Origin of the sequence: Catenuloplanes sp. NPDC051500 (assembly GCF_044454585.1) — a bacterium.
Lineage (GTDB): Bacteria > Actinomycetota > Actinomycetes > Mycobacteriales > Micromonosporaceae > Catenuloplanes.
The window spans coordinates 12,923-38,245 of the sequence record NZ_JBITDX010000001.1 but is presented as its reverse complement, the minus strand read 5'-3'; the positions used below and the strand labels follow the sequence as shown (position 1 = coordinate 38,245).

Below are 25,323 nucleotides of genomic sequence, written 5' to 3'. Positions count from 1 at the left end.
AAGGTGGAGTATGGGGATTTTTAAGCATTTAAGGGTATCGGGTAGTGCTGTCGCGCAGGGCGGTGGCGCTTCCCCGGTGGGAGATCCGGACCCGCCCCCGTCGGCCGACGGGGCCCACGGCCCGCCCGTTACCACGACGGACTCCTCCACAAAGGTCTCGATCTGGCGCTCGGACTTCGGCGCCTCACTTGTAGTCGTGCTGATCGCCGTGCCGCTCTCGCTCGGCATCGCTGTCGCCTCCGGCGCACCACTCGTGGCCGGCCTGATCAGCGCCGTGGTCGGTGGCATCGTCGGCGGCCTGTGCGGCGGCTCGGCAGTACAGGTAAGCGGTCCGGCAGCCGGTCTCACGGTGATCGTGGCCGGCCTCGTGCAGAGTTACGGCTGGGCCGCGACCTGTGCCATCGTCGCCGCGGCCGGCGTCCTGCAACTCGCGCTCGGGCTGTTCCGCGTCGCCCGCGCCGCGCTCGCGGTCTCGCCCGCGGTCATCCACGGCATGCTCGCCGGTGTCGGCCTGGTCATCGCGCTCTCCCAGCTGCACATCGTGCTCGGCGGCACCCCGCAGAGCTCCGCGCTGGAGAACCTCCGCGAGCTGCCGTCCCAGCTCATCCACAATCATTCGCTCACCGTCGCCACCGGCCTGCTCACGCTTGCCGTGCTCATCGGCTGGCCGAAGCTGCCCGCCAAGGCCCGGTTCATCCCGGCGCCGCTCGCCGCGATCGCGGCCGGCACCGGCGTCGCGGCCGTGCTCGGCTGGGACGTCGCCCGTGTCGACCTGCCCGCCGACCCGCTCGGCGCGCTCGTCACACCACAGTGGCCGGACGGCAGCTGGACCTCGGTGGCCGGTGCGATCATCGCGGTCGCGCTTGTCGCAAGCGTCGAGTCGCTGCTCTGCGCGGTCGCCGTCGACCGCCTGCACGACGGGCCGCGCGCCAACCTGGACCGTGAACTCGCCGGCCAGGGCGCGGCGAACCTGACCGCCGGCCTGCTCGGCGGCCTGCCGATCGCCGGCGTGATCGTCCGCAGCACCGCGAACGCGTCCGCCGGTGCACGCAGCCGCCGCTCCACGATCATGCACGGCGTCTGGGTGCTGGCGCTCGCGCTCGCCGCCGCGCCCGCGATGGAGCTGATTCCGCTTGGCGCGCTTGCCGCGCTGCTGGTCGCGATCGGTGTGCAGATGGTCAGCCTGGCCCACATGCGCGGCGTCCACAGGCACGGGGAGCTGCCGGTCTACCTGCTCACCATGGCCAGCGTGGTCGCGCTCGGCCTGTTCGAGGGCGTCCTGGTCGGGCTCGGCTGCGCGCTGCTGCTGACCATCTGGCGCCTCGCGCGGATCTCCGTGAAGGTCACGCCGCAACTGGACGGCCCGGTGCGGGTCACCGTGGACGGCTCGCTGACCTTCCTGAGCGTCCCGGCACTTGCGCGCGCGCTCACTGCCGTACCCGAGAAGGCAGTTGTGGATCTGTCGTTGAACATCGACTTCATGGACCATGCCGGGGTCACCGCGATCGACGACTGGCAGACCGGATACGAGCGGGCCGGCGGCACGGTCCGCATCGACGAGGTCCAGGAGCAGTGGTTCGCGCAGGGCGCGACGGGGCTGCCCCGGCCGGTCCGGCGCACGCCGCCGGTGCGCAACCGCCAGGCCTGGCACCCGCTCGCCAGCACGCTCTCCGGCCGGCGGCAGCTGGAGGAGGGCACCGAGGAGTTCCACTCGCACGTGGCGCCGCTGGTCCGGCCGCTGCTCACCGAACTTGCCAACGGGCAGCGGCCGACGCACCTCTTCATCACCTGCGCGGACTCGCGCCTGGTACCGAACCTGATCACGTCAAGCGGGCCCGGCGACCTGTTCACCGTGCGCAACGTCGGCAACCTGGTGCCGCGGCACAGCGAGGCGGACCCGAACGACTCCACGATCGCCGCCATCGAGTACGCGCTCGCGGTGCTGCCGATCAAGACCATCACGGTCTGCGGGCACTCCGCCTGCGGTGCGATGGACGCGCTGCTCACGCCGGGCAGCGCCGGCGACATGCCGTACCTGAACGGCTGGCTGCGCAACGGCGCGCACAGCCTGCACCGGATGTCAGGCGTCCCGGACGGGCCCGGCCGCCTGGACCGGCTCGGCCGGGAGAACGTGCTGCAGCAGCTGGAGAACCTGCGCACCCATCCCGCGGTCGCGAAGCGCGAGGCGGCCGGCGAGCTGGAACTGTGCGGCGGCTATTTCGAGATCGCCGAGGGGCGCATGCACATCCTCTCGCCGACCGCGTTCTCACAGGTCTGAAGGGTCGTCAGCTGTGGCACGAAATCGTGATTTCCGCAGGTCAGACCGTCCGTAGAGTAGTTCCTGGCCGGTCGGTCAGGGACCGGTCGAGACGCGGCGAGGGGAAGTCGACATGACGTACATCGGCCCGGGCTAGACAACCCTCATCCAGCAGGCATCCCCGGACGCGACGGCGTTCGGGGATGCTCTGTTCCATGACAGACCTTCGATACGCGGACTTCGCCCGCGAGGCCGACGGTGTCTCACCGTCCTATGCGGAGTTCTCCCGCGCGGTCGCCGCGGACGGCGAACTGCTCGCGCTGATCGACACACTTCCGGAGCGCTCCCGGCAGCCGAACCTGCTCTTCGGCGCGGTCCGGCTGCTCGGCGGCCCGGTGTCGTCGTGGCAGGCCTTCCGGTCCTTCACCCTCGCGCGGTGGGACGCGGTGGCGCCCGAGATGCGCGGCCGGATCACGCAGACCAACGAGGCCGGGCGCTGCGCGGCGCTGCTGCCGCTGCTGGCGTCGCTGCCACAACCGCTGGCGCTGCTGGAGGTCGGGGCGTCGGCCGGGTTGTGCCTCTACCCGGACCGGTATGCGTATCGATACGGCGGGCAGACGGTCGGGTCGGGCGTACCCCTGCTGGATTGTGATTTTGTGGGTGAAATGTCTTTCCTGCCGACGCGGCTGCCTGAGGTGGTGTGGCGCGCCGGGATCGACCTCAACCCGCTTGACGTGCGCTCGGCGTCTGATCTGGCATGGCTGGAGGCGCTGATCTGGCCGGAGCAGGAGCACCGGCGCGCACGGCTGCGGGCGGCGGCGTCGATCGTGGCGGCCGATCCGCCGCTACTTGTCCGCGGGGACCTGGTGGAGGAACTGCCGGCGCTGGCCGCCTCGGCGCCCGCGGACGCGACGCTTGTCGTCTTCCACACGTCAGTGCTCTATCTGGTGCCGGAGGCGCGGCGGCAGGCGTTCGTGTCGGTCGTGCGGTCGCTGCCCGGACACTGGATCTCGAACGAGGCGTCGCATGTGCTGCCGTTCCCCGGCATGCCCGAGCCTCCGGCCGCGCACAACGTGCTGGCGCTTGACGGGCGGCCGGTGGCCTGGACACGCGGGCACGGCCAGGCGCTGACCGTCTTTCCGCGGTAGACGAGGGCGGCCACGGCCGTCGTCGATGTAGCTGGGTAAACCCGTCGCGATGGGATAGGCGACGGCTTAGCCTCGGTGGCCATGAGTGTGGGGAAGCCGGTGTGGGCGCAGCACGTGTCCCGGGTGGTCGTGTTCACCGGGGCGGGGGTGTCGACCGCGTCCGGGATTCCGGACTACCGGGGGCCGGACGGGGTGTGGACGAGGACGCCGGGGCTGGCGGAGGCGTTCGAGTACGACCGGTTCATGAGCGATCCGGCCGTGCGGGCCCTGTTCTGGCGGACCTACGCGAACCATGCGGCCTGGGACGCGGCGCCGAACGGCGCGCACCGGGCGATCGCGGCGCTTGATCGGCCGGGGATGGCGTTGCGTGTGCTGACGCAGAACATCGACGGGTTTCATCAGCGCGCCGGCCTGGCCGAGCGGAAGGTGCTTGAGCTGCACGGGACCATGCATCGCACGGACTGCACCGGCTGTGGGCGGTCGCTGCCGACCGCTGAGGTGCGGGCCCGGGTGCTGGCCGGCGAGGCGGATCCGCGCTGCGGCGGCTGCGGCGGTGTGCTGAAACTCGGCACGGTGCTGTTCGGCCAGGAGCTGGATCCGGTGGTGCTTGGGAACGCGGCGGCGATCATGCAGGCGGCACAGCTGGTGATCGCGGTGGGCAGTTCGCTGCTTGTGAATCCGGCCGCAGGGCTGCTGGCGCTGGCGGTGGACCGGGGTGCGCACCTTGTGGTGATCAACAGGGATCCGACGCCGTATGACGAGCTTGCGGCCGAGGTGATCAGGGAGGACATCGAGGTGGCGGTGCCGCGCGTGACCGGGTACCTGAGCGGCCGGCCGGCGGACGCCTGACGAGGCCTCCGGGGGTGCGCGGCGTACCCCCGGAGGCCTTGGGTCCTGTTGGTAGCCGCGGATCTGGCAGAAGGCCCTGGTCAGGTCGCCGCCGCGGGCGTCCCAGGTGTTGCCGCGGGTGGCGGTGGCGATCTCCCGCATCTCTGCCTCGGCCGCCTCGCCGAAGAGGATCGGGAGGCCCGCCAGACCTCGCCCATGCCGCCGCGCCCGATCAGGCGGAGCCGATCGTACGACCGCGGTGCAGCCCAGACCCGGTTTCAGCACGCGCGCACTCGGGTGAATAAGGCGGAAAAGGACCTCGGACACCAGCTGTTGGCCCGCCCGTCGGCAGATGTTCTTTGGTCGGCGGTGCATCGACCTTCGGCCGCAGCCCTCGCCCGCACTCCGGGCTTAGCCTGAGCGCCATGAGCAGGCGCCTGTGGTCCGATCTCACAGTGACCGGCGTCGGACTCGTCGTCGGGCTGTTGTGGCTCCAGCTGGCGTACGTCTCCGACCCCGGAGAGGACTTCGCGCCGCTGGCCGTCGAGCTGACCGGCGCGGCTGCGGGCGCCGCGCTGGTCCTGTGGCTGCGCCGCTCCCGGCCGGTGGTGCTCGCGGTGCTCATGGTGCTCGCCGGGATGGCGCTGCCGTCGCTGATCGGGCTGACCGCGGTCACGCTTGTCGGGCTGGCGTCCCGGCGCGGCTGGCGGTGGGCCGTCCCGGTGTTCCTGCTGCATGCGACGCTGATCCTGTTGCTGTTCCAGCATGAGCGCGAGTTCTGGGAGACCGTGATCGTGCTGCTCCTGCTGGACCTGGTGCTGATCTCCACGGGCCTTCTGCTCCGCTCGCACCGGCTGCTGGTCCGGTCGCTTGAGGAGCGCGCCCGGCAGGCCGAGGAGGGCCAGCGGCTGCGCGTCGAGGAGGCCCGCCACCTGGAGCGCGAGCGGCTGGCCCGGGAGATGCACGACGTGCTCGCCCACCGGATCTCGCTGCTTGCCGTGCACGCGGGCGCGCTTGAGGTGCGGCGCGGCGCGTCAGAGGAGGAGGCGCGGGCCGCGGGCGTGATCCGGGAGTGCGCCCATGACGCGCTCGAGGATCTGCGCGAGGTGATCGGCGTGCTGCGGACGTCCCCCGACGCGGATCCCGACCGGCCCCAGCCCGGGCTCGCGGACCTGCCGGCGCTCGTCGAGGAGTCCCGGCGGGCCGGCGCGCGTGTGGACCTGGACGTCGGGCTCGCGGACGAGGACCCGGGGCGGGCCGGGCGGCATGCGTACCGCATCGTGCAGGAGGGTCTGACCAACGCGCGCAAGCACGCGCCCGGGGCCAGGGTGCGGGTGACGGTCGCCGGCGGGCCCGGGGACGGCCTGACCGTGGAGGTGACCAACCCGTCCGCGGTCGCCGGCGGGCTGCCCGGCGCGGGTGCGGGGCTGATCGGGCTGGGGGAGCGCGTCGGCCTGGTCGGCGGGCGGATCGCGCACGGCTGGACGGAGTCAGGCGAGTTCCGGCTGAGAGCATGGCTGCCGTGGAGACCGTGAGAGTCCTGATCGTCGACGACGACGCGCTGGTCCGGGCCGGCCTGACAATGATGCTCGGCGGCTTCGACGGGATCGAGGTGGCCGGCGCGGTCGGCGACGGTGACGAGGTGGCCGCCGCGGTCGACCGCCTCCGGCCGCACGTGGTGCTGATGGACATCCGCATGCCGCGGCTGGACGGTCTGGCCGCGACCGAGCGGCTGCGCGCCCGCCCGGACCCGCCCGAGGTGATCGTGCTGACCACGTTCGACACGGACCGGCACATCCAGCGGGCGATCCGCGCCGGGGCCGGCGGCTTCCTGCTCAAGCACACGCCGCCGGCCCGGATCGCGGACGCCATCCGCCAGGTCGCGGCCGGGGAGCCGATGCTCTCGCCGGAGGTGCTGCGCCGGATGATGGGCTACCTGGCCGACGCGGGCGTGAACCCGCGGCGGGACGCGGCCCGGCTGCGGCTGACCGCGCTCAGCGCCGGCGAGCGGACCGTGGCGGAACGGATCGGGCGCGGCCTGACCAACCAGGAGATCGCCACCGAACTGCGGATGAGCACCGCGACGGTGAAGGCCTACGTGTCCCGGATGCTCACCAAACTGGACCTCAACAACCGGGTCCAGATCGCGCTGCTCGTGCACGACGCGGATCTGCCCGTGGCGTAACCGCTCGGCGGGACGGCGGCGTGCGGGCTATACAGAACGGATGACCGATCCCTACCGGTGGCAGCCCGGACGGCCGGGCGAACAGCAGCCGCGGCCCGAACCGTACTCACATGGCGGTTTGAGCCCTTGGCTTGAAGAGCGGCTCTTCGACCAGCGGATCGTGATGCTGCGTGGGCGGCTCACGCTGCCGGCGGCGACGCAGGCCGCTGCCGCGCTGTTCAGCCTCGACTCGGCCGGCGACACCGCGGTGCAGATCCATCTGGCCTGCCCGGACGGCGAGTTGTCGGCCGCGTTCGCGGTGGTCGACGCGATTGACGCGATGCGGTCGCCGGTGCACGTGGTGGTCACCTCCGAGGCGGGCGGCGCCGCGCTCGCGCTGCTTGCCACGGCCGAGCGCCGGCTCGGGTACCGGCACGCCCGGATCCGGCTGTCCGAGCCGCACGCCACCACCACCTCCGGCACCGCGGAGCAGGTCACCGCGGCCGCCGGGCAGTATCTGCGTGAGCTGGAGGAGCTTGCCGTGCGGCTGGCCGAGGCGACCGGCCAGACCCGGCACAAGATCGAGGACGATCTTGGTGCCGGCCGGATGCTCACCGCCGAGGAGGCCCGCGACTACGGACTGTTGCACGACATCGTAGGTAAGCCCTGAAAGAAAACTGGGTACCGTACCGGCGATGACGGCTCTCGGAAACATCCTCGCCTTCGACCTCGGCACGTCCTCCGTGCGTGCGCTGGTCCTCGACGCCTCCGCCGCCCCGATCGAGGGTGCGCTGGCCCGGCGTAAACAGAAGCCCGCGGTCGACGAGGGCGGTGGCGCCACGCTCGACGCGAAGGCCTACCTCACCGCGCTGATCGAGTGCGTGGACGAGTTGCACGCGGCGGGACGGCTTGACGGCGTCACGCACGTCGCCGCAAGCGCCCAGTGGCACTCGATCCTGCCGCTTGACGCCGCGGGCGAGCCGCTCGGGCCGGTCCTGACCTGGCTCGACACTCGCCCGCGCGCCGGCGCGGACGCGGCCGGCCCGGCGGACGAGGCCGCGTTCCACGAGCGGACCGGCGCCTGGTGGCACCCGCTCTACTGGACGGTGCGCATCCCATGGTTGCGCGAACAGTCCGGCACCGCGCCCGCCGGGTTCACCGGACTCGCCGAGTACGCGTGGTCGGTGCTGCTCGGCGAGGGCCCGGTCTCCGTCTCGCAGGCCTCCGGCGCGGGCGTGCTAGGCCTGGACAGCCAGGGCTGGGACGCCGAGGCGCTGGCGCTTGCCGGCGCGCGCGAGGAGCACCTGCCCACGCTTGCCGGGCCGGGCTGGCGGGGCCGGTTGCGGCCGGAGTTCGCCGGTCGCTGGCCCGCGCTCGCGTCGGCGGAGTGGACCGCGCCGGTCGGCGACGGCGCCGCGTCCAACGTGGGCACCGGCTGTGGCGACGCGAGCCACGCCGCGGTCACCGTCGGCACGTCCGCGGCCGTCCGGCTGGTGCAGCACGCGCGGTCCGGCGAGCCGTTGCCGCCCCTTCCGTCCGCATTGTGGCGGTACCGAGTGGACCGTGATCGGATCGTTACAGGTCGTGCCTACTCCGGCGGTGGCAACCTGTTCGCCTGGGCGCAGCGCACGCTGCTGCTTCCGGAAGGCGACGCGCTGGAGACGGCGCTCGATGACATCATCCCTGGTCACGTGCCGGTCTGGGCCGATCCGCGGCTGGCCGGCGACCGCCCTCCCGGCCTGACCCCACCCGGCGAGGGCCGGCTGGCCGGACTCGGGCTGACCACCACCGGGCCGCAGATCCTTGCCGCGCTGATGGACGGCGTCTGCGCGCAGATCGCTGCTGACCTGGGCGTTATCGAGTCCACCGTGGGTCAGCGGGTCGATGTGCGGCTCGGCGGCGGCGCGGTCACGGCGTCCGCGTGGTGGCGCCGCGCGTTCGCGGCCGCGCTCACGCCGCGCCAGGTCGAGGCCGTGCAGAACCCTGAGGTCGGCGCGATCGGTGCCGCGTTGATCATGCTGGCGGATCATCCGAACGGATGATGGCCCATCGGTGACTTCGTCACGCGGGCGTCGTCCACACTGACGGTCACAGATAACCGTCCGAGCACGCGTATTGGGAATCCCGCCCTCACCTGCTTGGATGTGATCATCTTCGGTGCTTACCCCCCTTGCATCGGAGAACATCAGGAGGTGTGGTGGCTGCTGCCACGGGTACGTCGCGTCGATCGGCGTCACCTTCAGACCGGCACCGCCGCGGTTCGCGATTCCGCGGCACGCGCCTGCGCGTCGAGGACTGGCCGATCCGGACCAAGATCGTCGCGGTTCTTGTCATTCCGTCGGTGGCGTTCATGCTCGTCGCCGCCGTGCAGATCACCGACTCGGTCCGCCGCGCCGGTGATCTGAGCCAGTTCGCCCGCGAGGCCCGGATGGCGACCCAGATCACCGAGGTGGTCCAGGACCTGCAGTCCGAGCGGGACAGGACCATCGGCGAGCTGTACCCCGTCATGAACACGTCCGCGGTGTTCCGCAGGCCGTCGCTGCTCCAGAGCGCCATGGCGGAGTACTACTCGGCAAGCGACGCGTCGATCAGCGCGATGCGCGACGCGGGCGGCGAGGTGAGCGGCACCGTGGCCTGGGAGGCCGCCTACAACGACTCGTCCCGCGCGCTCGACTCCGTCGGCCGGCTGCGCATCGACCTCGCGGACGCGATGGCCGACTCGCTCGTCGACTTCCCCGGCTACATCAAGACTGTCGACGACTCCTACACGCGCACGATCACCACGCTGATCGCGCTGCTCGGCGCGCCCACGGCCGGTTCCGACCGGCCCGAGCTGGCGCTCGCGCTCCAACGCGAGGTCGAGATCGCCGAGATCAAGGAGATCCTGTCCAAGCAGCGCAAGGTGGTCTACCGGGCCACCCGCGCGGTCCCGGCCGGATACGGCCCCGGCGACCTGGACGAGATCGGCGTGCTCCGTGCCGAGATGGTCACCGCGGTCCGTGAGCTGCGCAGCGTGTCCACGCCCGAGCAGATCACCGCGTACGAGGCCGCGCTGCGTGACCAGGCCACCCAGGACACCACCCGCCTTGAGTCGAGCACGCTGAACTCAAGCGACACGTTCCTCGACCCCGAGCAGTGGTGGACGACGAGCGAGAAGCGCCAGGCGCTGATGGCCGCCGTCGAGTCGCAGATCGTCAACGACGGCACCGCCGCGGTCGACGACGCCTCCTCCGCGCAGACCCGCAGCGCCGTGCTCAGCATCATCGCGATCCTGGTCATCCTGATCGCCGCCGTGGTCGCCTCGATCGCGATCGGCACGTCAATCGTCAGGCCGCTGAAGCGCCTCCGTGAACAGGCACTCAAGGTCGCCGAGACCGAGCTGCCCGAGACGCTGGAACGGCTCCGGTCGATCTCCAAGGGCGTGCCTGACATCTCGGTCGGCGACTCCGAGATCCGCGGCCGCGACGAGATCGGCGAGGTCGGCCGCGCGTTCGCGGACGTGCACCGCAGCGCCGTCGACGTCGCGCTCGAGCAGGCGTTCATGCGCCGCAACGTCAACGCGATGTTCGTCAACCTCGCCCGGCGCAGCCAGGTGCTCGTCGAACGGCAGCTGGAACTGCTCGACGAACTGGAACGTGAGGAGAGCGACCCGGACCAGCTGACCAACCTGTTCAAGCTGGACCACCTCGCCGCCCGCATGCGCCGCAACGACGAGAACCTGCTGGTCCTCGCCGGCTCCGACAATGCCCGCCGCTGGCGCGACCCGGTGGCGCTCTCCGCTGTCGTCCTCGCCTCCACCGCGGAGATCGAGGACTACACCCGGGTACGCCACGACGCGCCGGACGGCGTACAGGTCATGGGCCACGCGGTCGCGGACGTCGTGCACCTGCTCGCCGAACTGCTCGACAACGCGGCCGCGTTCAGCCCGCCAAGCACAGTTGTCCGTCTCTCCGGCCGGCTCGCCGCCGACGGCACGGTGGTGCTTGAGGTCGTCGACGACGGCCTCGGCATGACCCCGGGCACGGTCTCCGAACTCAACCAGCTGCTCGCCAACCCGCCCGCGGTCGACGTCGCCGCCTCCGAGCGGATGGGCCTCTTCGTGGTCTCGCACCTCGCGGCCCGGCACGGCATCCGGGTCAGCCTGCGGGCCGGCGAACGCGGCGTGATCGCCACCGTGTGGATCCCGCCGTCCGTGCTCACCGACGCGCTCGACAACGCGACGATCCGCCGCAACAACCCCGACTCGGCGCTGCCCGGTGCCGCACAGGCCGCGCTGCCCGCGTCCGGATCCGCACCCGCGCTGCCGTCCTCGCAGACACCCGTCGTGCCGGGCCGGCGCGAGCTGGTGCCGAGCGGGTTCGAGACCGCGGGCGTGATGTCCGGGACGCTGGTGCCGTCCGCGCCGGTCTCGGCCGTGCCGTCCACCGGCTACCGGGTCTCCGCGTCCGCGCAACTGCCGCCGCGGCCCCCGGTCGACCTGCGGCTGAACGCGCCGCCCGCGCCGCGTGCACTGCCGGCGCCCCGGTCGGCCGGTGGCCGCCCGAGGCCGGAGATCGCGACGTTCTTCGACTCGTCCGGGACCGGGCCGCTGCCACTGGTGCCGAAGCCGAGGTCCGGCGGGGTCATCTCCGCGGTGCCGACGCCACCCGGACCGGCGCCGACCGAGTCGGTGCGGACCGGATCCGTCTACGGGTCGTCGTACCCCGCGGGGTCGTCCGGTTCTTCGACCTTCGCGGTTCCCTCCGCGCCGGCGACGTACTCCTCCGGCTCGTCGGTCTCCTCTGGGTACTCCGGGTCCTCTGGCTCCTCAGGGTCCTCGGTGTCCTCCGGCTCTTCGGTGTCTTCGGGTGCTTTCGGGCCGGAGGACTCCGGGGCGTGGAGTGCCGGCGGGCCGTCCGACTCGGGTGCGTTCGCGATGCCGTCCGCCTATGACGCGTTCAGTGGCCGGCGCACGGCCGAGAGCAGCGGCGAATACCCGGTCTCCGGCCCCGCCGCCGCTCGCCCGGCCCGCCCGATCCGCGCCGAGGACGTGCTCGGCGCCGCCAGCGGTGCCGCCGGAGGCAGCGGCACCTGGTGGAACCGGTCCGGCGCCGGCAAGCCGACAGGTGGCGCCACCGGACTCGACCGGGCGCCCGCCGCGCCCACCGCCCCGGTCACCGCCGGTACCAACTCGGCTGGCCTTCCCATGCGGGTCCCGATGGCCCAGCTCCCCGACGGACAGGGCGGCGCCACGCCGTCCCCCGCCGGCCGCGCTCCCGAGCGCAAGATCGCGGAGTTGGACCCGGAGGCGACCGGAAACATGCTCAGCAGGTTCCACAGCGGCATTCGCGCCGCTGAAACCGAAGAAACAACCGAAAACACCGGGTCGCAAGAGGCGATCCGGTGGGAGGGAGAAAGGCAATGACCGTGCTGAGCCAGGAGGCGCGCGACCTGAGCTGGCTGGTCGACGCGTTCGCCCAGCGGGTCCCCGGCGTTGCCCACGCGATCGTGGTCTCCTCTGACGGCCTGCTCCTCGCCGTGTCCGACGGCCTGCCCCGCGACCACGCCGACAAGCTGGCCGCAGTCACCTCAGGCCTTTACAGCATCACCCAGGGCGCCGCCACCATGTTCGACGGCGACGTCGTCAAGCAGACGGTCGTCGAGATGGGCCGCGGCTTCCTGCTCGTCATGAGCATCCGCGACGGCTCCATCCTTGCCACGCTCGCGGTCCGCGACGCCGACATCGGCGTCGTCGGCTACGAGATGGCCCGCCTCGCCAAGCAGACCGGCGAGATGCTCACCCCCGCGCTGCGGGCCGAACTGCAGGGCTCCCTGCCCTTCTAGCCCCGCTCCCGCGACCACCGAGGGACCACGACAGACACGGACATCCGCATCTGTCGTGGTCCCTCGCCGCATCTCCCCACAGTCGGTCCTCGGCCCGTGGCCACGAGTTCCTTCCGCGGTGGTATCCCTCGGCCCGTGGTGGCGATTTCCATGTGCGATCGTGTCTCTCGCCCTGTGGTCGCGCTTCCTGATCCGCGGTCGTGATGATCGGGCGTCGTTCGGGGTACGGATGGCGTTGCGGCGCAGTTCCGGTCTGTGCGGGTCTTCAGGCCGCGGTTCGCGATCCTCAGGCCCGCGGTTCGTGATTCTCAGGCCGCGGTTCGTGATCCTCAGGCCCGCGGTTGGCGATTCGCGGGTCCGCGGTTGGCGATTTTCGGGCTCGCGGGTGGCCAGCCTCGCGGAGAACGACCGTAGGCGGCTTGGGATCGGCCGCGTCACGGTTCAGAAGATCATCGACCGGGCCCTCTTCGGTATCCGACCTACCTGGCGTGCCGGTCAATGCCCTTTCGATGGTGTGGCGTCCGTCCGCGCGGGTCTTTCACCTCCAGTTGCGGGGGGTGCGGTGGTACGCCAGCGTCCACTCAGCGATGGCTTAGTCGGGAGGCGCCGAGGACGAGTGTGCTTTATCGGGATATTTCGGGGCGGCTGGGGTCGCTCTTCATCCGGTCGGGGCGCCAGTGTGCATCCGGTCGGGCGTGCCAGTGCGCGTCTGGGCGGATGGTTGCTGATCTGTATCCGGTGGGCGATCCAGGCCGACAGTGCCGGTCAGCATTCGGCGACTGGTGCCAGTCTGCATCGAGGGGGACTGTGCCAGTCCGCAGTTTGGCAGCAGCAACAGGCTGCCAAACCACAGGAGGCTAGCCTCCTAGGATGACCTAGGCGGTGTTGTGGAGGTGACCGAGGAAGGACGTGGGGCGGCGTGACAGGTGTGACGGATGTGGAGGAAGTGGAGGATGTGTGAACGGGGCGTCAGTGCTGCTCGATCGGTGTGAATACGGCTAGCAGGACAAACGTGAGTTATCGGGTGCCGCTCAGGTCGCGCAGTAGTGCGGTGAGGCGGAGAGCGGACGCGGGGTCGAACGTGGGCCCGTCGACAGGGGACGGACGCCCGGCGCGGAAAGCGGAGAGCGGAGCTGCCGGCGGTGAGTCGATCAGCCGGGTGATCGGCGGGACGGCCTGAGAGATCGGCGTCGCTAACAGCAGGGAGGCGGCGGCAATCAGGAGCCGGGTGGGGCCGTGGAACGGCTTGGAGAGTCCGGTGTCGACCATGACGGGGTTGTAGAGGACGTAGCGAGCACGAGCCGCCGGATGCTCCGATGTGAACGCGGCCCCCAGCAGATCGTTGGCGTGGGCGCCCCGCAGGACTGCGGTCATCGGGCGGTAGCGGCCCCGGGCCATCTGGAGGTCGGACCAGTCAAGTCGTGGCCGCAGGCCGGTGCCGCAGAGGTTGACGATCGCCGGGTCGGTGCCGCGCTCGAGCGCGGGTAGCAGCGCCTCGACCAGCAGGAACCGGCTCAGGACGTAAAGCGCGAACGTGTGTTCCAGGCCGTCGGCCGTCTCCACGCGGGTGGGCGAGTACCTGAACGCGGCCAGCACCAGCGCGTCGACGCGGTCCGGGAGCGACGCGGCCAGGCGCAGGGTGGCGACGGGGGAGGAGAGGTCGGTGCGGACGGTGTCGGGGCCGGGCGTGACGGTGCTGCCGACCGCGATGACCCGGTTGCCGGCCGCCCGGTAGTGCCGAACGAGCTCTTCGCCGATGCCGTGGGTGCCGCCGGTGACCACAATTGTGCGCATGCAATTGTTTGTAGGCTGACGAGGGCCGCGGCGAAAGAAGGAACATCGATGTACCTCCTGGTCACGCCGGTGGCCGCGGACGCCCGGGACTCGTGCGCCGCTGTCGATGTGCTGCGCCGCGTCGGTGACAAGTGGAGCGTCCTGATGCTCGGGCTGCTTGCGGAGCGGGCCTACGGCTACAACGAGCTGGACCGGTCCGTCGACGGGCTGAGCCGGCGCATCCTGACTCGTACGCTTCAGGGGCTGGTCCGCGACGGCCTGGTGAGCAGATGTCAGGACGAGACCCGGGTGGAGTACGCGCTGACCGGGCTCGGGCGTTCACTGCTGCCGCTTGTGGTCGCGGTGGGGGAGTGGGCGGAGGCGCACGCGGCGGAGATTGCGGGTGCCCGCGCCGCCTACGACGCCGAATAGGATCTTTGGTATGTCGCCTGAAGCGGTCACCTCTGCCGCCCTCTCCACGCCGCCCGGTAGCTCACTTGTGGAGGTGTCCGGTTTGATCCATCCGGACCTGCTGATCGAGATCGAGGCGGTCGTGGAGCTGCCGGCTACGTCCTGAGTTCCTCGGCGATCTCGCTCAGGTTGGCGGCGGCGTCCTCGGTGACGTCGCCGTCGTCGGCCAGCTCCTCCAGGCGTTCCTGAAGCTCGGTGGCGCCGTCGGAGAGCGCCTCCGGGTCGTCGGCGTCGCGGCGCAGTTGGCTGAGGTCGTTGAAGAGCCGGGTGCCGGCGCGCGCGTTGATGTCCCGGCTGATCAGGCCCTGTGCGAGCGCGGCGTCCAGGCGGTTGAGCACGCCGGTGACGTCCGCCTCGCCGTTCTCCGCCTCGGGCGAGGGCGGGCGGGACGGGGTCCGGGACGGTGTCCGTGAGGGCGCCGGGCTCGCGGACCGGGTCTGCGCGGGCGCGGTGGAGGCGGCGGGCGTGGTCACACCGGGCGCGGAGTTGACGGGCTCCCGGTCCGGGCCGAACATCATCGCGGCAAGCGCCACGAGGCCGACGCCGCCGACGATCAGGCCGCCCGCGAACACGCCGATGCCGCCCCGGCCACGCAGCCGGCCGGCCCAGTCCCGGTCGCCGAACGGGATCAGGCCGCGCACAGACCCGCCCGGCGCGGCGGGCGAGCCCGGTGCAGAGGAGTAGCCCGGGGAGGAGGAGAAGCCCGGGGAGGCGGAGTAGCCCGGAGACGCGGCGAAACCGGGTGAGACGGAGAAGGACGGGACCTCGGCGGCGCCCGGCGCGAAACGTCCGGGTGCACCCGCCCCCGACACCTGTCGCTCAGGTCTGCCGGCAGCGGGTGACACCGGCGCCACAGTGGTCGGCGGATGGGCGGGTTCACCCGCCTGGGCCGCGTACCCGCCGAAGATCCGTGCGATCGCCCCCGCCACCGGCCGCGCCTCCGGATCGCGTGACAGGCAGGCCAGGCATGTCGCCGCCAGTGCCTCCGGAATTGAGTCTGGAAGCGGCTCCGGCACCGCGTTGCCCGCCCGGTGCACCTCAGCCGCCTCGTCCCACGACGTGATCGGCAGCGGCAGCCGCCCGGTCAGCGCCTGGTAGAGCACCGCGCCCACCGCGTACACGTCCGCCGGGGGCCCGGCCTCGCCCTTGATCAGGAGTTCCGGGGCCGCGTACGGCGGCGTCCCGGCCAGCCAGCCGTCCAGGATCTCGGTCCCGCCGGTCCGCCCGCTTGCGAACGATCCGGTGATCGGCGACGAGTCCGCGTTGACGAGCGTCGCGATGCCGAAGTCGAGCACCTTGGCGGCGCCGGACTGGGTGAGCATCACGTTGGCCGGCTTGATGTCGCGGTGCACCACGCCGAGCCGGTGCGCGTCGGCAAGCGCGGCGGAGATCTCCGCGGCCATCCGTGCGGCCGCGCGCCAGGGCAGCGGCGGCCCGTCCGTCAGCCGGTCGGCGAGCGTGGCGCCCTCGACCAGCTCCATCACGATGTAAGGCAGCACGGCCTCGCCGGTGGGGAACTCGCCGTAGTCGTAGACGCGCATCGCGTGCGGGTGCGTCATCCGGGCGGCCGCGCGGGCCTCGCGGCGGATCGCGGCGCGCAGCAGCGGGTCCTCGGCAGCGGTGCCGGAGAGGATCTTCACGGCGACCGCGCGGCCGAGCGTCTCGTCGGCCGCGCGCCAGACCTCGGACATGCCGCCCAGCCCGATCCGGCCGTCGAGCACGTAGCGATCGTTGAGGCGCGTTCCGGCGGCGGGCTCGGGCATGACGCCAAGTGTCCGTCCTGCACGCAAGCGGAACAAACCTTCGAAGAAACAAATAAGGGGGTACGCCGCGCGCGCGGCGTACCCCCGGAATGTGTCTTTAGAGCGAATTGCCGGAGATGACCTTCCGATACCAGTTCGCACTACGCTTGAAGATGCGGCGCTGGGTGGCGTAGTCCACGTAGATCAGACCCCACCGCTGGTCGTATCCGGCCTCCCACTCGAAGTTGTCCATCAGCGACCACACGTGGTAACTCTCCAGTGGCACGCCGTCACTGATCGCCCGGTGCGCCTCGGCCAGGTGGTCGCGGAGGAAGCTGACCCGGGCCGCGTCGTCGATCGAGCCGTCCATGCCGATCTCGTCCGGGCAGGGCAGGCCGTTCTCGGTCACCGTGATCGCCGGGGGCGCGTAGTCGCGGGTCACCCGGGTGAGGATGTCGTACATGCCCTGCGGGTAGACCTGCTGCCAGGCGGCCACGGTGGTCGGCCACTTCTGCACGGTGCCGCCGTCGGTGGTCACGTAGATCGGCGTGTAGTACTGCACCGCGAGGATGTCGGTCGGCTGCGAGATGATCTCCAGGTCGCCGTCCTTGATCCCCTGGACCAGCGGGGAGGCCGGGCCCTGGTCGGCCAGGACGTCCTCCGGGTAGTACCCCTTGAACATCGGGTCGAGGTAGAGCCGGTTCTCGTAGCCGTCGTAGAGCCGGACCGGGGCGAGCGTCGCCGGGTCGTCGTCGGCCGCGTAGCACGGGTGCAGGTTGAGCGCGCCGCCGATCCGGGACGCGGAGCCGGTCGCGCGGAGCGCCTGCACGCCCAGGCCGTGTGCCAGTGCCAGGTGGTGCGCGACCAGGTACGCCACCGGCTCGTCCCGGATGCCGGGCGCGTGGTGGCCGATGATGTAGCCGTTCTGCACCACAGTCTTCGGCTCGTTGATCGTCAGCCAGACCGGTACCGACTCGCCGAGCGCCTCGAACACCGCGGACGCGTAGTCCGCGAAGCGGTAGGCGGTGTCCCGGTCCACCCAGCCGCCGCCGTCCTGCAGCGCCTGTGGTGTGTCCCAGTGGAAGAGCGTGGCCATCGGGCTGATCCCGCGCTCGTGCAGTCCGTCCACAAGCCGGCGGTAGAAGTCGAGCCCGCGCGTGTTGATCGCGCCACGGCCGTCCGGCTGCACGCGCGGCCAGGAGATCGAGAACCTGTAGGTCTGCAGGCCGAGGTCCCGGATCAGGTCAAGGTCGCCGGCGTACCGCGCGTAGTGGTCGGCGGCGACGTCGCCGGTGTCCCCGTTGGCGGTGCGGCCGGTGGTGCGCGCGAACGTGTCCCACACCGAGGGTCCACGGCCGTCAGTGGTGGCGGCGCCCTCGATCTGGTACGCGGACGTCGCGGCGCCCCAGCCGAAGCCTTCGGGGAAGCGCAGGCCCAGCCGGGCCTCCGGATCGGCGCCGGGCTCGACGGGCGCCACCGGCAGGAGAGCGGGCGGGATCGGTCCCGCGGACGGCTCCCCGGCTGACGGGGCCCGCCTGGTCGGTACGGACATTCTGTGATCCCCTCTGGGAGGTGCCCCATCCACCTTCGTGGGAGCGCTCCCGAGGTTATCGCAGGATATCGGCGGATGGGTACAAGCAGGTTGGATGATGATCAGTCTCACCGGGCGGGCGGGGCGGTCGGTCAGCCCGTGGCGCGACCGGGAACGTCGCTGCGGAGGCATGTGAAAATCAGGCGTCTGAGTATTAGTGTGGGGACGGGGAGGGCAACCCCCGTCCCCAGTAGAACCCTCAGCAGGTTCTGAATGCACACACAGTCGGAATGGCCTCCTCCTGTGTGTCGCGCGGGAGCCGGGCCACGCGAGTGGCTAGAGGTTCCCACCTCCTTTCGGCTGGGTCGATGGGTCGGCCGGCGGCGGAGTCCGGGCTGGCCCGCCGTCGGCCCTACGGTTGGACGGTCTGCTACGACCAGGTGCGGTGTAGCACTACCTCGTGATGGGTGTCGATGGAAGCGCTCCCATCGATGATTGCGACTGTATCCCGCGTCACCGCTTTGTGAAAGACCCAAAATGAGCCCGAAACATCCTGCCGGTGCTCACGGCCGTAAAAGTGCTGCCCAGGCGGCATACACGAGGACATCGACGGCGGTCACTTGCTACGGGAGCGCTCCCATGCGAGACTTGCGGACAATCGCGTGACGGGAGCCACAGAACCGCACGCTTGACGGGTCGCCGAGGGCCCCGGATCTCTTCCGGTGCGGCCACCCCAGTGAACCCCCACCTTTCTCGGCGTCGGCATGCGCGGCTCCACCCGTACCCCCTGCGTGGGGTGCTGTTCGCATGACGCCCGGTCCGCGAGGAGACAGCAGCAGATGAGATTTCGGCTCGGCAGGAGACGGCTGGCGATGACCGCCGCCGGCGTGCTGGTCGCAGGCGGAATGGCGACCGTGCCGGTGAGCATGGCGTACGCGGCGACCGCCTGTGACGTCGTCTACACCACAAATGACTGGAACAACGGCTTCACCGCAAGCGTCACGCTCAAGAACATCGGCGACCCGGTGACCAGCTGGAACCTCGGCTGGACGTTCCCGGGCAACCAGCAGGTCACCAACGGCTGGTCGGCGAAGTTCAGCCAGAGCGGGCAGAAGGTGACCGCCACGAACGAGGCGTGGAACGGCAACCTCGGCACCGGCGCGTCGGTGACCATGGGCTTCAACGCCAGCTACAGCGGCACGAACGCGAAGCCGACTGCCTTCACGCTCAACGGCAGCCCCTGCAACGGCGCGGTGAACCAGGCGCCGACCGTCACGCTCACCAGCCCGGCCGACGGGGCCACGTTCGCCGCACCGGCGAACGTCACGCTCGCGGCCACCGCGGCGGACGCGGACGGCTCGATCGCCAAGGTCGAGTTCTACCGCAACGGCCTGCTGATCAACACGGACACGGCGGCGCCGTACTCCTACGCCACCACCGGACTGCCCGCGGGCTCGTACACAGTGCAGGCCAAGGCGTACGACAACGCGGGCCTGACCAGCACGGACGACGCCGCGTTCACTGTCACCGGCTCGTCCGCGAACAGCATCGTCACCCCGGCCACGCTCCAGGTCGCCGAGGGCAGCAGCTCCGCGCTCAACGTCAAGCTCAGCGCCGCGCCCACCGCCAACGTGACGGTCGCGCTCGCCAAGACCGGCGACGCGGACATCACGCTCGGCGCGACAAGCGCCACGCTGACCACTGCCAACTGGAACACCGGCGTCAACGTGCCGGTCAACGCGGCCGAGGACGCGGACAGCGCGAACGGCTCCGCCACGGTGACCGCCACCGCGTCCGGGTACACCGCGTCCGTCACCACCGTCACCGAGACCGACAACGACGGCGGCACCACCCCCGGCGGGGAGTACGGCGAGGAGTTCCTCGAGCTCTACAACAAGATCAAGGCGCCAGCCAACGGGTACTTCAGCCCCGAGGGCGTGCCTTACCACTCCGTCGAGACGCTTCTCGTCGAGGCGCCTGACCACGGGCACGAGACCACGTCCGAGGCGTTCAGCTACTGGCTGTTCCTGGAGGCGCAGTACGGCCGGGTGACCGAGAACTGGGCGCCGTTCAACCAGGCGTGGCAGATCATGGACCAGTACATCATCCCGGACGACACGCAATCGAACTACAACGCGTCCGACCCGGCCGACTACGCGCCCGAGGCGGACCTGCCCAGCCAGTACCCGTCGATCGGCGGCAAGATCGACTCGTCGGTCAAGGTGGGCGTGGACCCGCTGGCCGCGGAGCTCCAGTCGGCCTACGGCACCACGAGCGTGTACGGCATGCACTGGCTGATCGACGTGGACAACGTCTACGGCTTCGGCAAGTGCGGCGACGGCACCACCCGGCCGGCGTACATCAACACGTACCAGCGCGGCCCGCAGGAGTCCGTGTGGGAGACCGTTCCGCACCCGTCCTGCGAGACGTTCAACTTCGGCAAGGTGGGCAACGGCGGCTTCCTGCCGATCTTCATCGGTGACTCGTCGTACGCCCAGCAGTGGCGCTACACGAACGCCCCCGACGCCGACGCCCGCGCGATCCAGGCCGCCTACTGGGCGCTGAAGTGGGCCAAGGAGCAGGGCAACCAGTCGCAGATCTCGGCCACCATCGCGAACGCCGCGAAGATGGGCGACTACCTGCGCTACGCCATGTACGACAAGTACTTCAAGCAGCCCGGGTGCGCGTCCACCTCGTGCGCGGCCGGCACCGGCAAGGACAGCTCCAACTACCTGCTGTCCTGGTACTACGCGTGGGGCGGCTCGCAGGGCACCGGCAGTGGCAACTGGTCCTGGCGGATCGGCTCCAGCCACAACCACGGCGGCTACCAGAACCCGTTCGCGGCGTACGCACTGTCCACCGTGTCCGAACTCAACCCGAAGTCACCGACCGCCAAGGCCGACTGGGCCACGTCGCTGACCCGGCAGATCGACTTCTACACCTGGCTGCAGTCCGCCGAGGGCGCCATCGCCGGCGGCGCGACGAACAGCTGGCACGGCAACTACAGCGCCCGCCCGGCCGGCGTGCCGACCTTCTACGGCATGGTCTACGACGAGAAGCCGGTCTACCACGACCCGCCGTCGAACCAGTGGTTCGGCTTCCAGGCGTGGAGCATGGAACGCGTCGCCGAGTACTACCACGAGTCCGGTGACGCCCGCGCCAAGGCCGTCCTCGACAAGTGGGTCGCCTGGGCGCTCGCGAACACCACCGCGAACGGCACCAACTACCAGGTCCCGTCCACCCTGGCCTGGTCCGGCCAGCCCGGCGGCAACTGGCAGGCCGGCACCACAAGCGTCAACAACGCCGGCCTGCACGTCAGCGTCGTCGACTACACCCAGGACGTCGGCGTCGTCGGCGCCTACGCCCGGACCCTCGTCTACTACGGCGCGAAGTCCGGCAACACCCAGGCGCAGACCACCGCGAAGGCCCTGCTCGACGCGCTCCTGACGCACAAGGACGCCAAGGGCATCGCCATCCCGGAGACCCGCGCCGACTACAACCGCTTCGACGACGTCTACAACGCCTCCACCGGCGAGGGCCTGTTCGTCCCGTCCGGCTACAGCGGCGTCATGCCGAACGGTGACCAGGTCGCTCCCGGCAAGTCCTTCCTGGACATCCGCTCCTTCTACCGCAACGACCCCGATTTCCCGAAGGTCCAGGCCTACCTCAACGGTGGCGCCGCCCCGACCTTCACGTACCACCGCTTCTGGGCCCAGGTCGACATCGCGCTCGCCCTGGCCGACTACGACCGCCTGCTCGGCTGACGGTCGTACCCGGAGCCCCGACCAGGGGCTCCGGGTCACATAAAGCGGCGCCGTCGCCCGCACGTCGGCGCCGCCCGGCCTGATTCCCACGATCAGGCCGCCCATGGTGGGCCGGGTGCCGTCAGGCCAACGCCGGTTCCCGGCCCACCACCCTCGTCCCCCGGGCGGGTGGCACCCCGGTGCCGCTCGCCCGGTTCCAATTCCAGTTCCAAGTCCGGATTTTCCCGCTTCCGCCGTGGTCCGGTTCCGCATGCTCCCGCGGGCTCACGATCCGTGGGTGGCCCGGTTCCAAGATCACCGGGACATGTACGGCAGCCACGTTCTGAGCCCCTCAAAATGTGGCTGCCGTACATCTCGCGGTGATCTTTAGGGGGTGGGAAGTGCCGGAGGGCTGGGGCAGGATACGGGCATGGTGCGACACGCGTCGGTGCCGGACGGGCTTCGGTTTCTGCCGTTTCGTGGCAGCCGGGCTGTCGCGCGCGGGCTGATCACGAAGCGGCAGCTCGACTCGCAGGCCTGGCGCAGGCTGTTCCGGGACGTCTACGTCAACGCGGAGTCCTATGCCGCGGACGACAATCGCATGTGGTGCGACGCGGCCGCGCTGCTGCTCCCGGCCGGTGCGGCGATCGGCGGGGAGAGCGCGGCTTGTCTGTGGGGCGCCGGGGTGCCGGCCCGTGGAGCTCCGGTGACCGTCACGGTCCCGTTGCCGCATCGGCTCCGCGCGCAGGAACGGCTCGTGGTGCGGCACCAGCGGTTGCCGGCCGGTGATGTGACCTCGTTCGGTGGGTTGCCGGTGACCAGCCCGGCGCGTACCGCGTTCGACCTCGGCCGTCAGCCCGACCGGCAGAAGGCCATCATGGCGATGGCCGCGATCCTGCATCGGAAGCTGATCAAGAAGGAGCGGCTGGCCGCTTACGCCGACGGGCGTGCCGGCTGGCCGGGCACAGTGCGGTTCGCGGCGCGACTTGACGAGACCGAGCCGCTTACCGAGTCGCCGATGGAGACGCTGCTGCGCCTGCTCATCACGGATGCCGGCCTGCCGCGGCCGGTCGCGCAGCTCGACGTCATGTCTCGGGGCGGGACTTGGCTGGCCAGGGTCGACTTCGACTATCCGGCGCTGCGGATCGCGATCGAGTACGAGGGCGACCACCACCGGGACCGCAACACGTTCCGGGAGGACATCGCCCGCAAACGCCGGCTCGAACATGGACGGCTGGCTTGTGCTCCGCTTCACCGCCGACGACGTGCTGCGCAGACCCGCCGAGACCGCCCGCGCGATCGCCACCGCCCGCAGACAGCGCCGCACCGCGCGTCCCTGAGAGTGGACGACCCGGCAGGCCGGTCTGGGGCCGCCGTGCGCGCGCCTGGCGGTGGGGCGGTCGAGGGCCGCGCGACGGCCGTCTGGACGGACGGGGACATCGCCGCCGCCCGCGGGCGGCGCTACGTGGAGCGGTTGTGAGGGCTGAGGTCAGGCGGCTGAGGTGCGGAAGCAGCGCCAGGTGTAGGCGTCCCGGCGGTCGGTGAAGGCGGCGAAGGTGTCGGCCCCGTACCGCCAGGAACACATCGCCGCCAGATCGACGACGCGAGTGAACCCCGGCCCGCGGCACTCCCAGTTGTCGGCCGCGGGCGTCGGACCGAAGCGCAGACGCGCACTCGACGCGCCGAACTCCTGCCAGCAGTAGAGCCGGATCGAGGCCTGCAACTCGCCGTCGCTTGTGGGGCCGAGCGCGACAGTCGTTGCCCGTGGGGCGGCATCGGGGGCCGGGTCCGGCACCGTCGGTGCGATGCGACCGGCGGCGCGGGACGGGGAGGGCGGGCTCTCCAGGGACGACGACGGCGCCGGCGGCGCGGGGGGCGTGAAGGCCGAGGGGGAAGGCGCATCCGCACGGAGGACCGCGCCGTTCGCGGCCATCGGAGCGACAGTGCGGCCGTAGCTGGAGGACGGGGCGGGAGCGCCGGCCCGCCACGACGGGGCCAGGCCGGTCGTGAACGGGATCGAGCAGAGCGCCACGACCACCGCCAGCACGATGACGACGACGACCCAGGAGTAGTCCCGGGCGAAGCGGCGAAGACGTCCGCCGCCGGCGCGATGCGTGCCCGTCACCATGGCCGGTCTCTCGTCGTCGAGTGGAGCCCCATGCTCACTCAACGAGGCTGCGGATCCCGGGTGATCCTTCCGGCCGCCGGGTGATATTCGGGCGTTCGGTGCGGCGGCCTGCACCGGCACGGCCTGAGCCGCCTGAGCCGCTCGGGCAGCGGCCTGAGCCGCCGCGTGCTTGCGGGCCTCCTCGAACGGGTCGGTCCCGTTCGCCGCCGCAAGCGCGGCTATGACAAGCGGAATCTCGACGGTCGACCCGGCCCAGTCCAGCGACGGCCCGGCCGGAGCCGCCGCGCTGCCGCTGACCGTGCTCCCGCTGCCGGCGCTGTCGGTCTCCGCCTCGGCTGTCGGGCTTTCGGGCCGTACCCCGGAAGGGGCCTGATCTTTTGGGTTGCCGGGTGGGGCGGGTCGGGGGGTTGGGTCCTCGGCCACGCGGCCGGCCTCCTCGCGAGTGTCAAGTGGGTCTTGGCCTGCGGGAAGGCCCGCGGCCCGCCCACAATAGCCACAGCTGTGGCGAGAGTGACTCGGCAGGATCAGCCCACGACGACATTCGATGCGAAAAGGACAAAAGCGCAGCTAGGCCGCGTTCGCGTAGGCCTGGAGGCAGGCGTGGCGGGCCCACAGCATGCGGCCGACGGACGTCTCGGGGTGCTCTCCGTACTCCTGGGCGACCATCGCGGCGACCTCGATCTCACCGTGCCGGGCGACGATAGCGAGCACCGCGTCACGAATGAGTTCGGCGGTGGGCTGCTCGGAGCGTTGCAGGGTGGAGGCGAACAGGGCCTCGACCTGAGCGGGCTGGGCGACCATGGCGAGTCTCCTTTCGGTGCGGTTTCTACAACCAAGGAAACGCCGCCGGGGGTACGCCGTGGGAGCGCTCCGGTTGCAGAACGGTTGCACCGTGCCAAGCCGATATTTCGGACCAACCGGATATTGCGAGATTCTTTAGCGACAATGGGGCCTGTGGGCGCGGCGCTGCGAGCGGTGGTGATCGAGGACGAGGAGGATCTCCTCGACCTTCTGCGCGGGCATCTCGACCGCCATGGGTACCAGGTGTCCGGTTTCGGCACGGGGCAGGAAGGGCTCGACGCCGCGCGCGCCGACCCGCCGGACCTGATCGTCGTGGACATCCTGCTGCCCGACCTGGACGGCCGGGAGGTGGTCCGGCGACTGCACGCGGATCCGCGCACCGGGGCGTGCCCGACCGTGGTGTGCTCGGTGCTTGACGCCGAGGATCTCGCGGACCTGCCGGCGGCCGCGATCCTGGCCAAGCCGTTCGGCAAGGCCGACGTGGCGGACCTGATGCGGCGGCTCGCGCTGCCGCGGGCGGAGGTGGAGGGGAATTGACCGCCGTACTCATTGCCGACGACGATGCCGACATCCGTGACCTGGTCGCGTTCAAGCTGGAGCAGGTCGGCTACGACGTGATCGCGGTCGAGGACGGGCAGTCCGCGCTGGAGGCCGCGCGGCGCAACCAGCCCGCGCTCGCGGTGCTTGACGTGTCCATGCCCGGCCTGTCCGGCATCGACGTGTGCCGCATGCTGCGTGCCGACGAGTCGACCCAGGGGATGCTCATCGTCATGCTCACGGCCCGCGTCCAGGAGCAGGACATCGAGGGCGGGTTCGGCGCGGGCGCCGACGACTACGTGACGAAACCGTTCAGCCCGAGGGAGCTGGTCTCCCGCATCCAGTCGCTGCTCACACGTTCCCGGGCCTGACTGCGG

At 71.0% G+C, this 25,323-nt stretch carries 21 protein-coding genes; 16 read left to right on the top strand and 5 right to left on the bottom strand.

Annotation, left to right across the window (positions count from 1 at the left end; all coding sequences use genetic code 11):
• Nucleotides 1–76 precede the first annotated feature (76 nt).
• The 9 genes from ACIA8K_RS00150 (at nt 77) to ACIA8K_RS00110 (ending at nt 12,220) form a co-directional block, all read left to right on the top strand.
• Nucleotides 77–2,278 carry a SulP family inorganic anion transporter gene (locus ACIA8K_RS00150; protein WP_396053255.1) on the top strand — a complete coding sequence of 734 codons (2,202 nt, stop codon included), beginning with the start codon at nt 77–79 and terminating at the stop codon, nt 2,276–2,278.
• A 194-nt stretch (nt 2,279–2,472) separates the two neighbouring features.
• A complete protein-coding gene (locus ACIA8K_RS00145) occupies nt 2,473–3,405 on the top strand; it encodes a DUF2332 domain-containing protein (RefSeq protein ID WP_396053253.1) in 933 nt (310 codons plus the stop codon).
• Between the two features lie 81 nt (nt 3,406–3,486).
• Nucleotides 3,487–4,254, top strand: a complete 768-nt coding sequence (locus ACIA8K_RS00140) for an SIR2 family NAD-dependent protein deacylase (protein ID WP_396053251.1) — start codon at nt 3,487–3,489, stop codon at nt 4,252–4,254.
• A gap of 404 nt (nt 4,255–4,658) precedes the next feature.
• Complete coding sequence (locus tag ACIA8K_RS00135; RefSeq protein WP_396053249.1) at nt 4,659–5,768, top strand: sensor histidine kinase; 1,110 nt, start codon at nt 4,659–4,661, stop codon at nt 5,766–5,768.
• Nucleotides 5,747–6,418, top strand: coding sequence for a response regulator (locus tag ACIA8K_RS00130; RefSeq protein WP_396053247.1), 672 nt, complete (start codon nt 5,747–5,749; stop codon nt 6,416–6,418). Before ACIA8K_RS00135 ends, ACIA8K_RS00130 begins: the two co-directional genes overlap by 22 nt.
• Before the next feature lie 40 nt (nt 6,419–6,458).
• Nucleotides 6,459–7,067 (top strand): ATP-dependent Clp protease proteolytic subunit, encoded by a 609-nt coding sequence (locus tag ACIA8K_RS00125; RefSeq protein ID WP_396053245.1) that lies wholly within the window; start codon nt 6,459–6,461, stop codon nt 7,065–7,067.
• Between the two features lie 25 nt (nt 7,068–7,092).
• Nucleotides 7,093–8,439 (top strand): FGGY family carbohydrate kinase, encoded by a 1,347-nt coding sequence (locus ACIA8K_RS00120; RefSeq protein ID WP_396053243.1) that lies wholly within the window; start codon nt 7,093–7,095, stop codon nt 8,437–8,439.
• A 155-nt stretch (nt 8,440–8,594) separates the two neighbouring features.
• Complete coding sequence (locus ACIA8K_RS00115; RefSeq protein ID WP_396053241.1) at nt 8,595–11,801, top strand: nitrate- and nitrite sensing domain-containing protein; 3,207 nt, start codon at nt 8,595–8,597, stop codon at nt 11,799–11,801.
• A gap of 5 nt (nt 11,802–11,806) precedes the next feature.
• Nucleotides 11,807–12,220 (top strand): roadblock/LC7 domain-containing protein, encoded by a 414-nt coding sequence (locus ACIA8K_RS00110; protein WP_396054440.1) that lies wholly within the window; start codon nt 11,807–11,809, stop codon nt 12,218–12,220.
• Nucleotides 12,221–13,237: 1,017 nt separating this feature from the next.
• Here the strand turns inward: ACIA8K_RS00110 and ACIA8K_RS00105 are convergent.
• On the bottom strand, nt 13,238–14,014 hold the full coding sequence (locus ACIA8K_RS00105; RefSeq protein WP_396053239.1) for an SDR family NAD(P)-dependent oxidoreductase: 777 nt from the start codon (nt 14,012–14,014) through the stop codon (nt 13,238–13,240).
• A 48-nt stretch (nt 14,015–14,062) separates the two neighbouring features.
• Between ACIA8K_RS00105 and ACIA8K_RS00100 the strand changes: the two genes are divergently transcribed.
• Together ACIA8K_RS00100 and ACIA8K_RS00095 are read left to right on the top strand one after the other, a co-directional pair.
• A complete protein-coding gene (locus ACIA8K_RS00100) occupies nt 14,063–14,425 on the top strand; it encodes a winged helix-turn-helix transcriptional regulator (protein WP_396053237.1) in 363 nt (120 codons plus the stop codon).
• A 10-nt stretch (nt 14,426–14,435) separates the two neighbouring features.
• Nucleotides 14,436–14,570 (top strand): hypothetical protein, encoded by a 135-nt coding sequence (locus ACIA8K_RS00095; RefSeq protein ID WP_396053235.1) that lies wholly within the window; start codon nt 14,436–14,438, stop codon nt 14,568–14,570.
• On the opposite strand, the gene ACIA8K_RS00090 is transcribed toward ACIA8K_RS00095, so the two are convergent.
• Both ACIA8K_RS00090 and ACIA8K_RS00085 read right to left on the bottom strand, forming a co-directional pair.
• A complete protein-coding gene (locus ACIA8K_RS00090; protein ID WP_396053233.1) occupies nt 14,560–16,227 on the bottom strand; it encodes a protein kinase in 1,668 nt (555 codons plus the stop codon). The genes ACIA8K_RS00095 and ACIA8K_RS00090 overlap by 11 nt on opposite strands.
• Before the next feature lie 97 nt (nt 16,228–16,324).
• Nucleotides 16,325–17,758, bottom strand: coding sequence for a GH1 family beta-glucosidase (locus ACIA8K_RS00085; RefSeq protein WP_396053231.1), 1,434 nt, complete (start codon nt 17,756–17,758; stop codon nt 16,325–16,327).
• Between the two features lie 818 nt (nt 17,759–18,576).
• On the opposite strand from ACIA8K_RS00085, the gene ACIA8K_RS00080 reads away from it, so the two are divergent.
• Both ACIA8K_RS00080 and ACIA8K_RS00075 read left to right on the top strand, forming a co-directional pair.
• Nucleotides 18,577–21,501, top strand: coding sequence for a glycoside hydrolase family 48 protein (locus ACIA8K_RS00080; protein WP_396053229.1), 2,925 nt, complete (start codon nt 18,577–18,579; stop codon nt 21,499–21,501).
• A 409-nt stretch (nt 21,502–21,910) separates the two neighbouring features.
• On the top strand, nt 21,911–22,960 hold the full coding sequence (locus ACIA8K_RS00075) for a type IV toxin-antitoxin system AbiEi family antitoxin (protein ID WP_396053227.1): 1,050 nt from the start codon (nt 21,911–21,913) through the stop codon (nt 22,958–22,960).
• Nucleotides 22,961–22,969: 9 nt separating this feature from the next.
• Here the strand turns inward: ACIA8K_RS00075 and ACIA8K_RS00070 are convergent, their stop codons facing one another.
• The gene (locus ACIA8K_RS00070; protein ID WP_396053225.1) at nt 22,970–23,608 is read right to left on the bottom strand and encodes a hypothetical protein; all 639 of its coding nucleotides are present in this window, start codon (nt 23,606–23,608) and stop codon (nt 22,970–22,972) included.
• A 220-nt stretch (nt 23,609–23,828) separates the two neighbouring features.
• Between ACIA8K_RS00070 and ACIA8K_RS00065 the strand changes: the two genes are divergently transcribed.
• A complete protein-coding gene (locus ACIA8K_RS00065) occupies nt 23,829–23,981 on the top strand; it encodes a hypothetical protein (RefSeq protein WP_396053223.1) in 153 nt (50 codons plus the stop codon).
• A gap of 194 nt (nt 23,982–24,175) precedes the next feature.
• On the opposite strand, the gene ACIA8K_RS00060 is transcribed toward ACIA8K_RS00065, so the two are convergent.
• Entirely contained in the window at nt 24,176–24,409 is a 234-nt protein-coding gene (locus ACIA8K_RS00060) for a hypothetical protein (RefSeq protein ID WP_396053221.1), read from the bottom strand.
• Between the two features lie 153 nt (nt 24,410–24,562).
• Between ACIA8K_RS00060 and ACIA8K_RS00055 the strand changes: the two genes are divergently transcribed.
• Together ACIA8K_RS00055 and ACIA8K_RS00050 are read left to right on the top strand one after the other, a co-directional pair.
• A complete protein-coding gene (locus ACIA8K_RS00055; RefSeq protein ID WP_396053219.1) occupies nt 24,563–24,946 on the top strand; it encodes a response regulator in 384 nt (127 codons plus the stop codon).
• A complete protein-coding gene (locus ACIA8K_RS00050; RefSeq protein ID WP_310370371.1) occupies nt 24,943–25,317 on the top strand; it encodes a response regulator in 375 nt (124 codons plus the stop codon). The genes ACIA8K_RS00055 and ACIA8K_RS00050 overlap by 4 nt, the downstream gene beginning before the upstream one ends.
• Nucleotides 25,318–25,323 lie beyond the last annotated feature (6 nt).

Excerpts from the sequence above, each read along its gene's own strand:
- ACIA8K_RS00065 (WP_396053223.1), top strand. The coding sequence starts at position 23,829 with ATGACAAGCGGAATCTCGACGGTCGACCCGGCCCAGTCCAGCGACGGC.
- ACIA8K_RS00130 (WP_396053247.1), top strand. The coding sequence starts at position 5,747 with ATGGCTGCCGTGGAGACCGTGAGAGTCCTGATCGTCGACGACGACGCG.
- ACIA8K_RS00085 (WP_396053231.1), bottom strand. The coding sequence starts at position 17,758 with ATGTCCGTACCGACCAGGCGGGCCCCGTCAGCCGGGGAGCCGTCCGCG.
- ACIA8K_RS00060 (WP_396053221.1), bottom strand. The coding sequence starts at position 24,409 with ATGGTCGCCCAGCCCGCTCAGGTCGAGGCCCTGTTCGCCTCCACCCTG.
- ACIA8K_RS00080 (WP_396053229.1), top strand. The coding sequence starts at position 18,577 with ATGAGATTTCGGCTCGGCAGGAGACGGCTGGCGATGACCGCCGCCGGC.
- ACIA8K_RS00135 (WP_396053249.1), top strand. The coding sequence starts at position 4,659 with ATGAGCAGGCGCCTGTGGTCCGATCTCACAGTGACCGGCGTCGGACTC.
- ACIA8K_RS00105 (WP_396053239.1), bottom strand. The coding sequence starts at position 14,014 with ATGCGCACAATTGTGGTCACCGGCGGCACCCACGGCATCGGCGAAGAG.
- ACIA8K_RS00075 (WP_396053227.1), top strand. The coding sequence starts at position 21,911 with ATGGTGCGACACGCGTCGGTGCCGGACGGGCTTCGGTTTCTGCCGTTT.
- ACIA8K_RS00145 (WP_396053253.1), top strand. The coding sequence starts at position 2,473 with ATGACAGACCTTCGATACGCGGACTTCGCCCGCGAGGCCGACGGTGTC.
- ACIA8K_RS00100 (WP_396053237.1), top strand. The coding sequence starts at position 14,063 with ATGTACCTCCTGGTCACGCCGGTGGCCGCGGACGCCCGGGACTCGTGC.
- ACIA8K_RS00125 (WP_396053245.1), top strand. The coding sequence starts at position 6,459 with ATGACCGATCCCTACCGGTGGCAGCCCGGACGGCCGGGCGAACAGCAG.
- ACIA8K_RS00140 (WP_396053251.1), top strand. The coding sequence starts at position 3,487 with ATGAGTGTGGGGAAGCCGGTGTGGGCGCAGCACGTGTCCCGGGTGGTC.
- ACIA8K_RS00070 (WP_396053225.1), bottom strand. The coding sequence starts at position 23,608 with ATGGTGACGGGCACGCATCGCGCCGGCGGCGGACGTCTTCGCCGCTTC.
- ACIA8K_RS00120 (WP_396053243.1), top strand. The coding sequence starts at position 7,093 with ATGACGGCTCTCGGAAACATCCTCGCCTTCGACCTCGGCACGTCCTCC.
- ACIA8K_RS00095 (WP_396053235.1), top strand. The coding sequence starts at position 14,436 with ATGTCGCCTGAAGCGGTCACCTCTGCCGCCCTCTCCACGCCGCCCGGT.
- ACIA8K_RS00090 (WP_396053233.1), bottom strand. The coding sequence starts at position 16,227 with ATGCCCGAGCCCGCCGCCGGAACGCGCCTCAACGATCGCTACGTGCTC.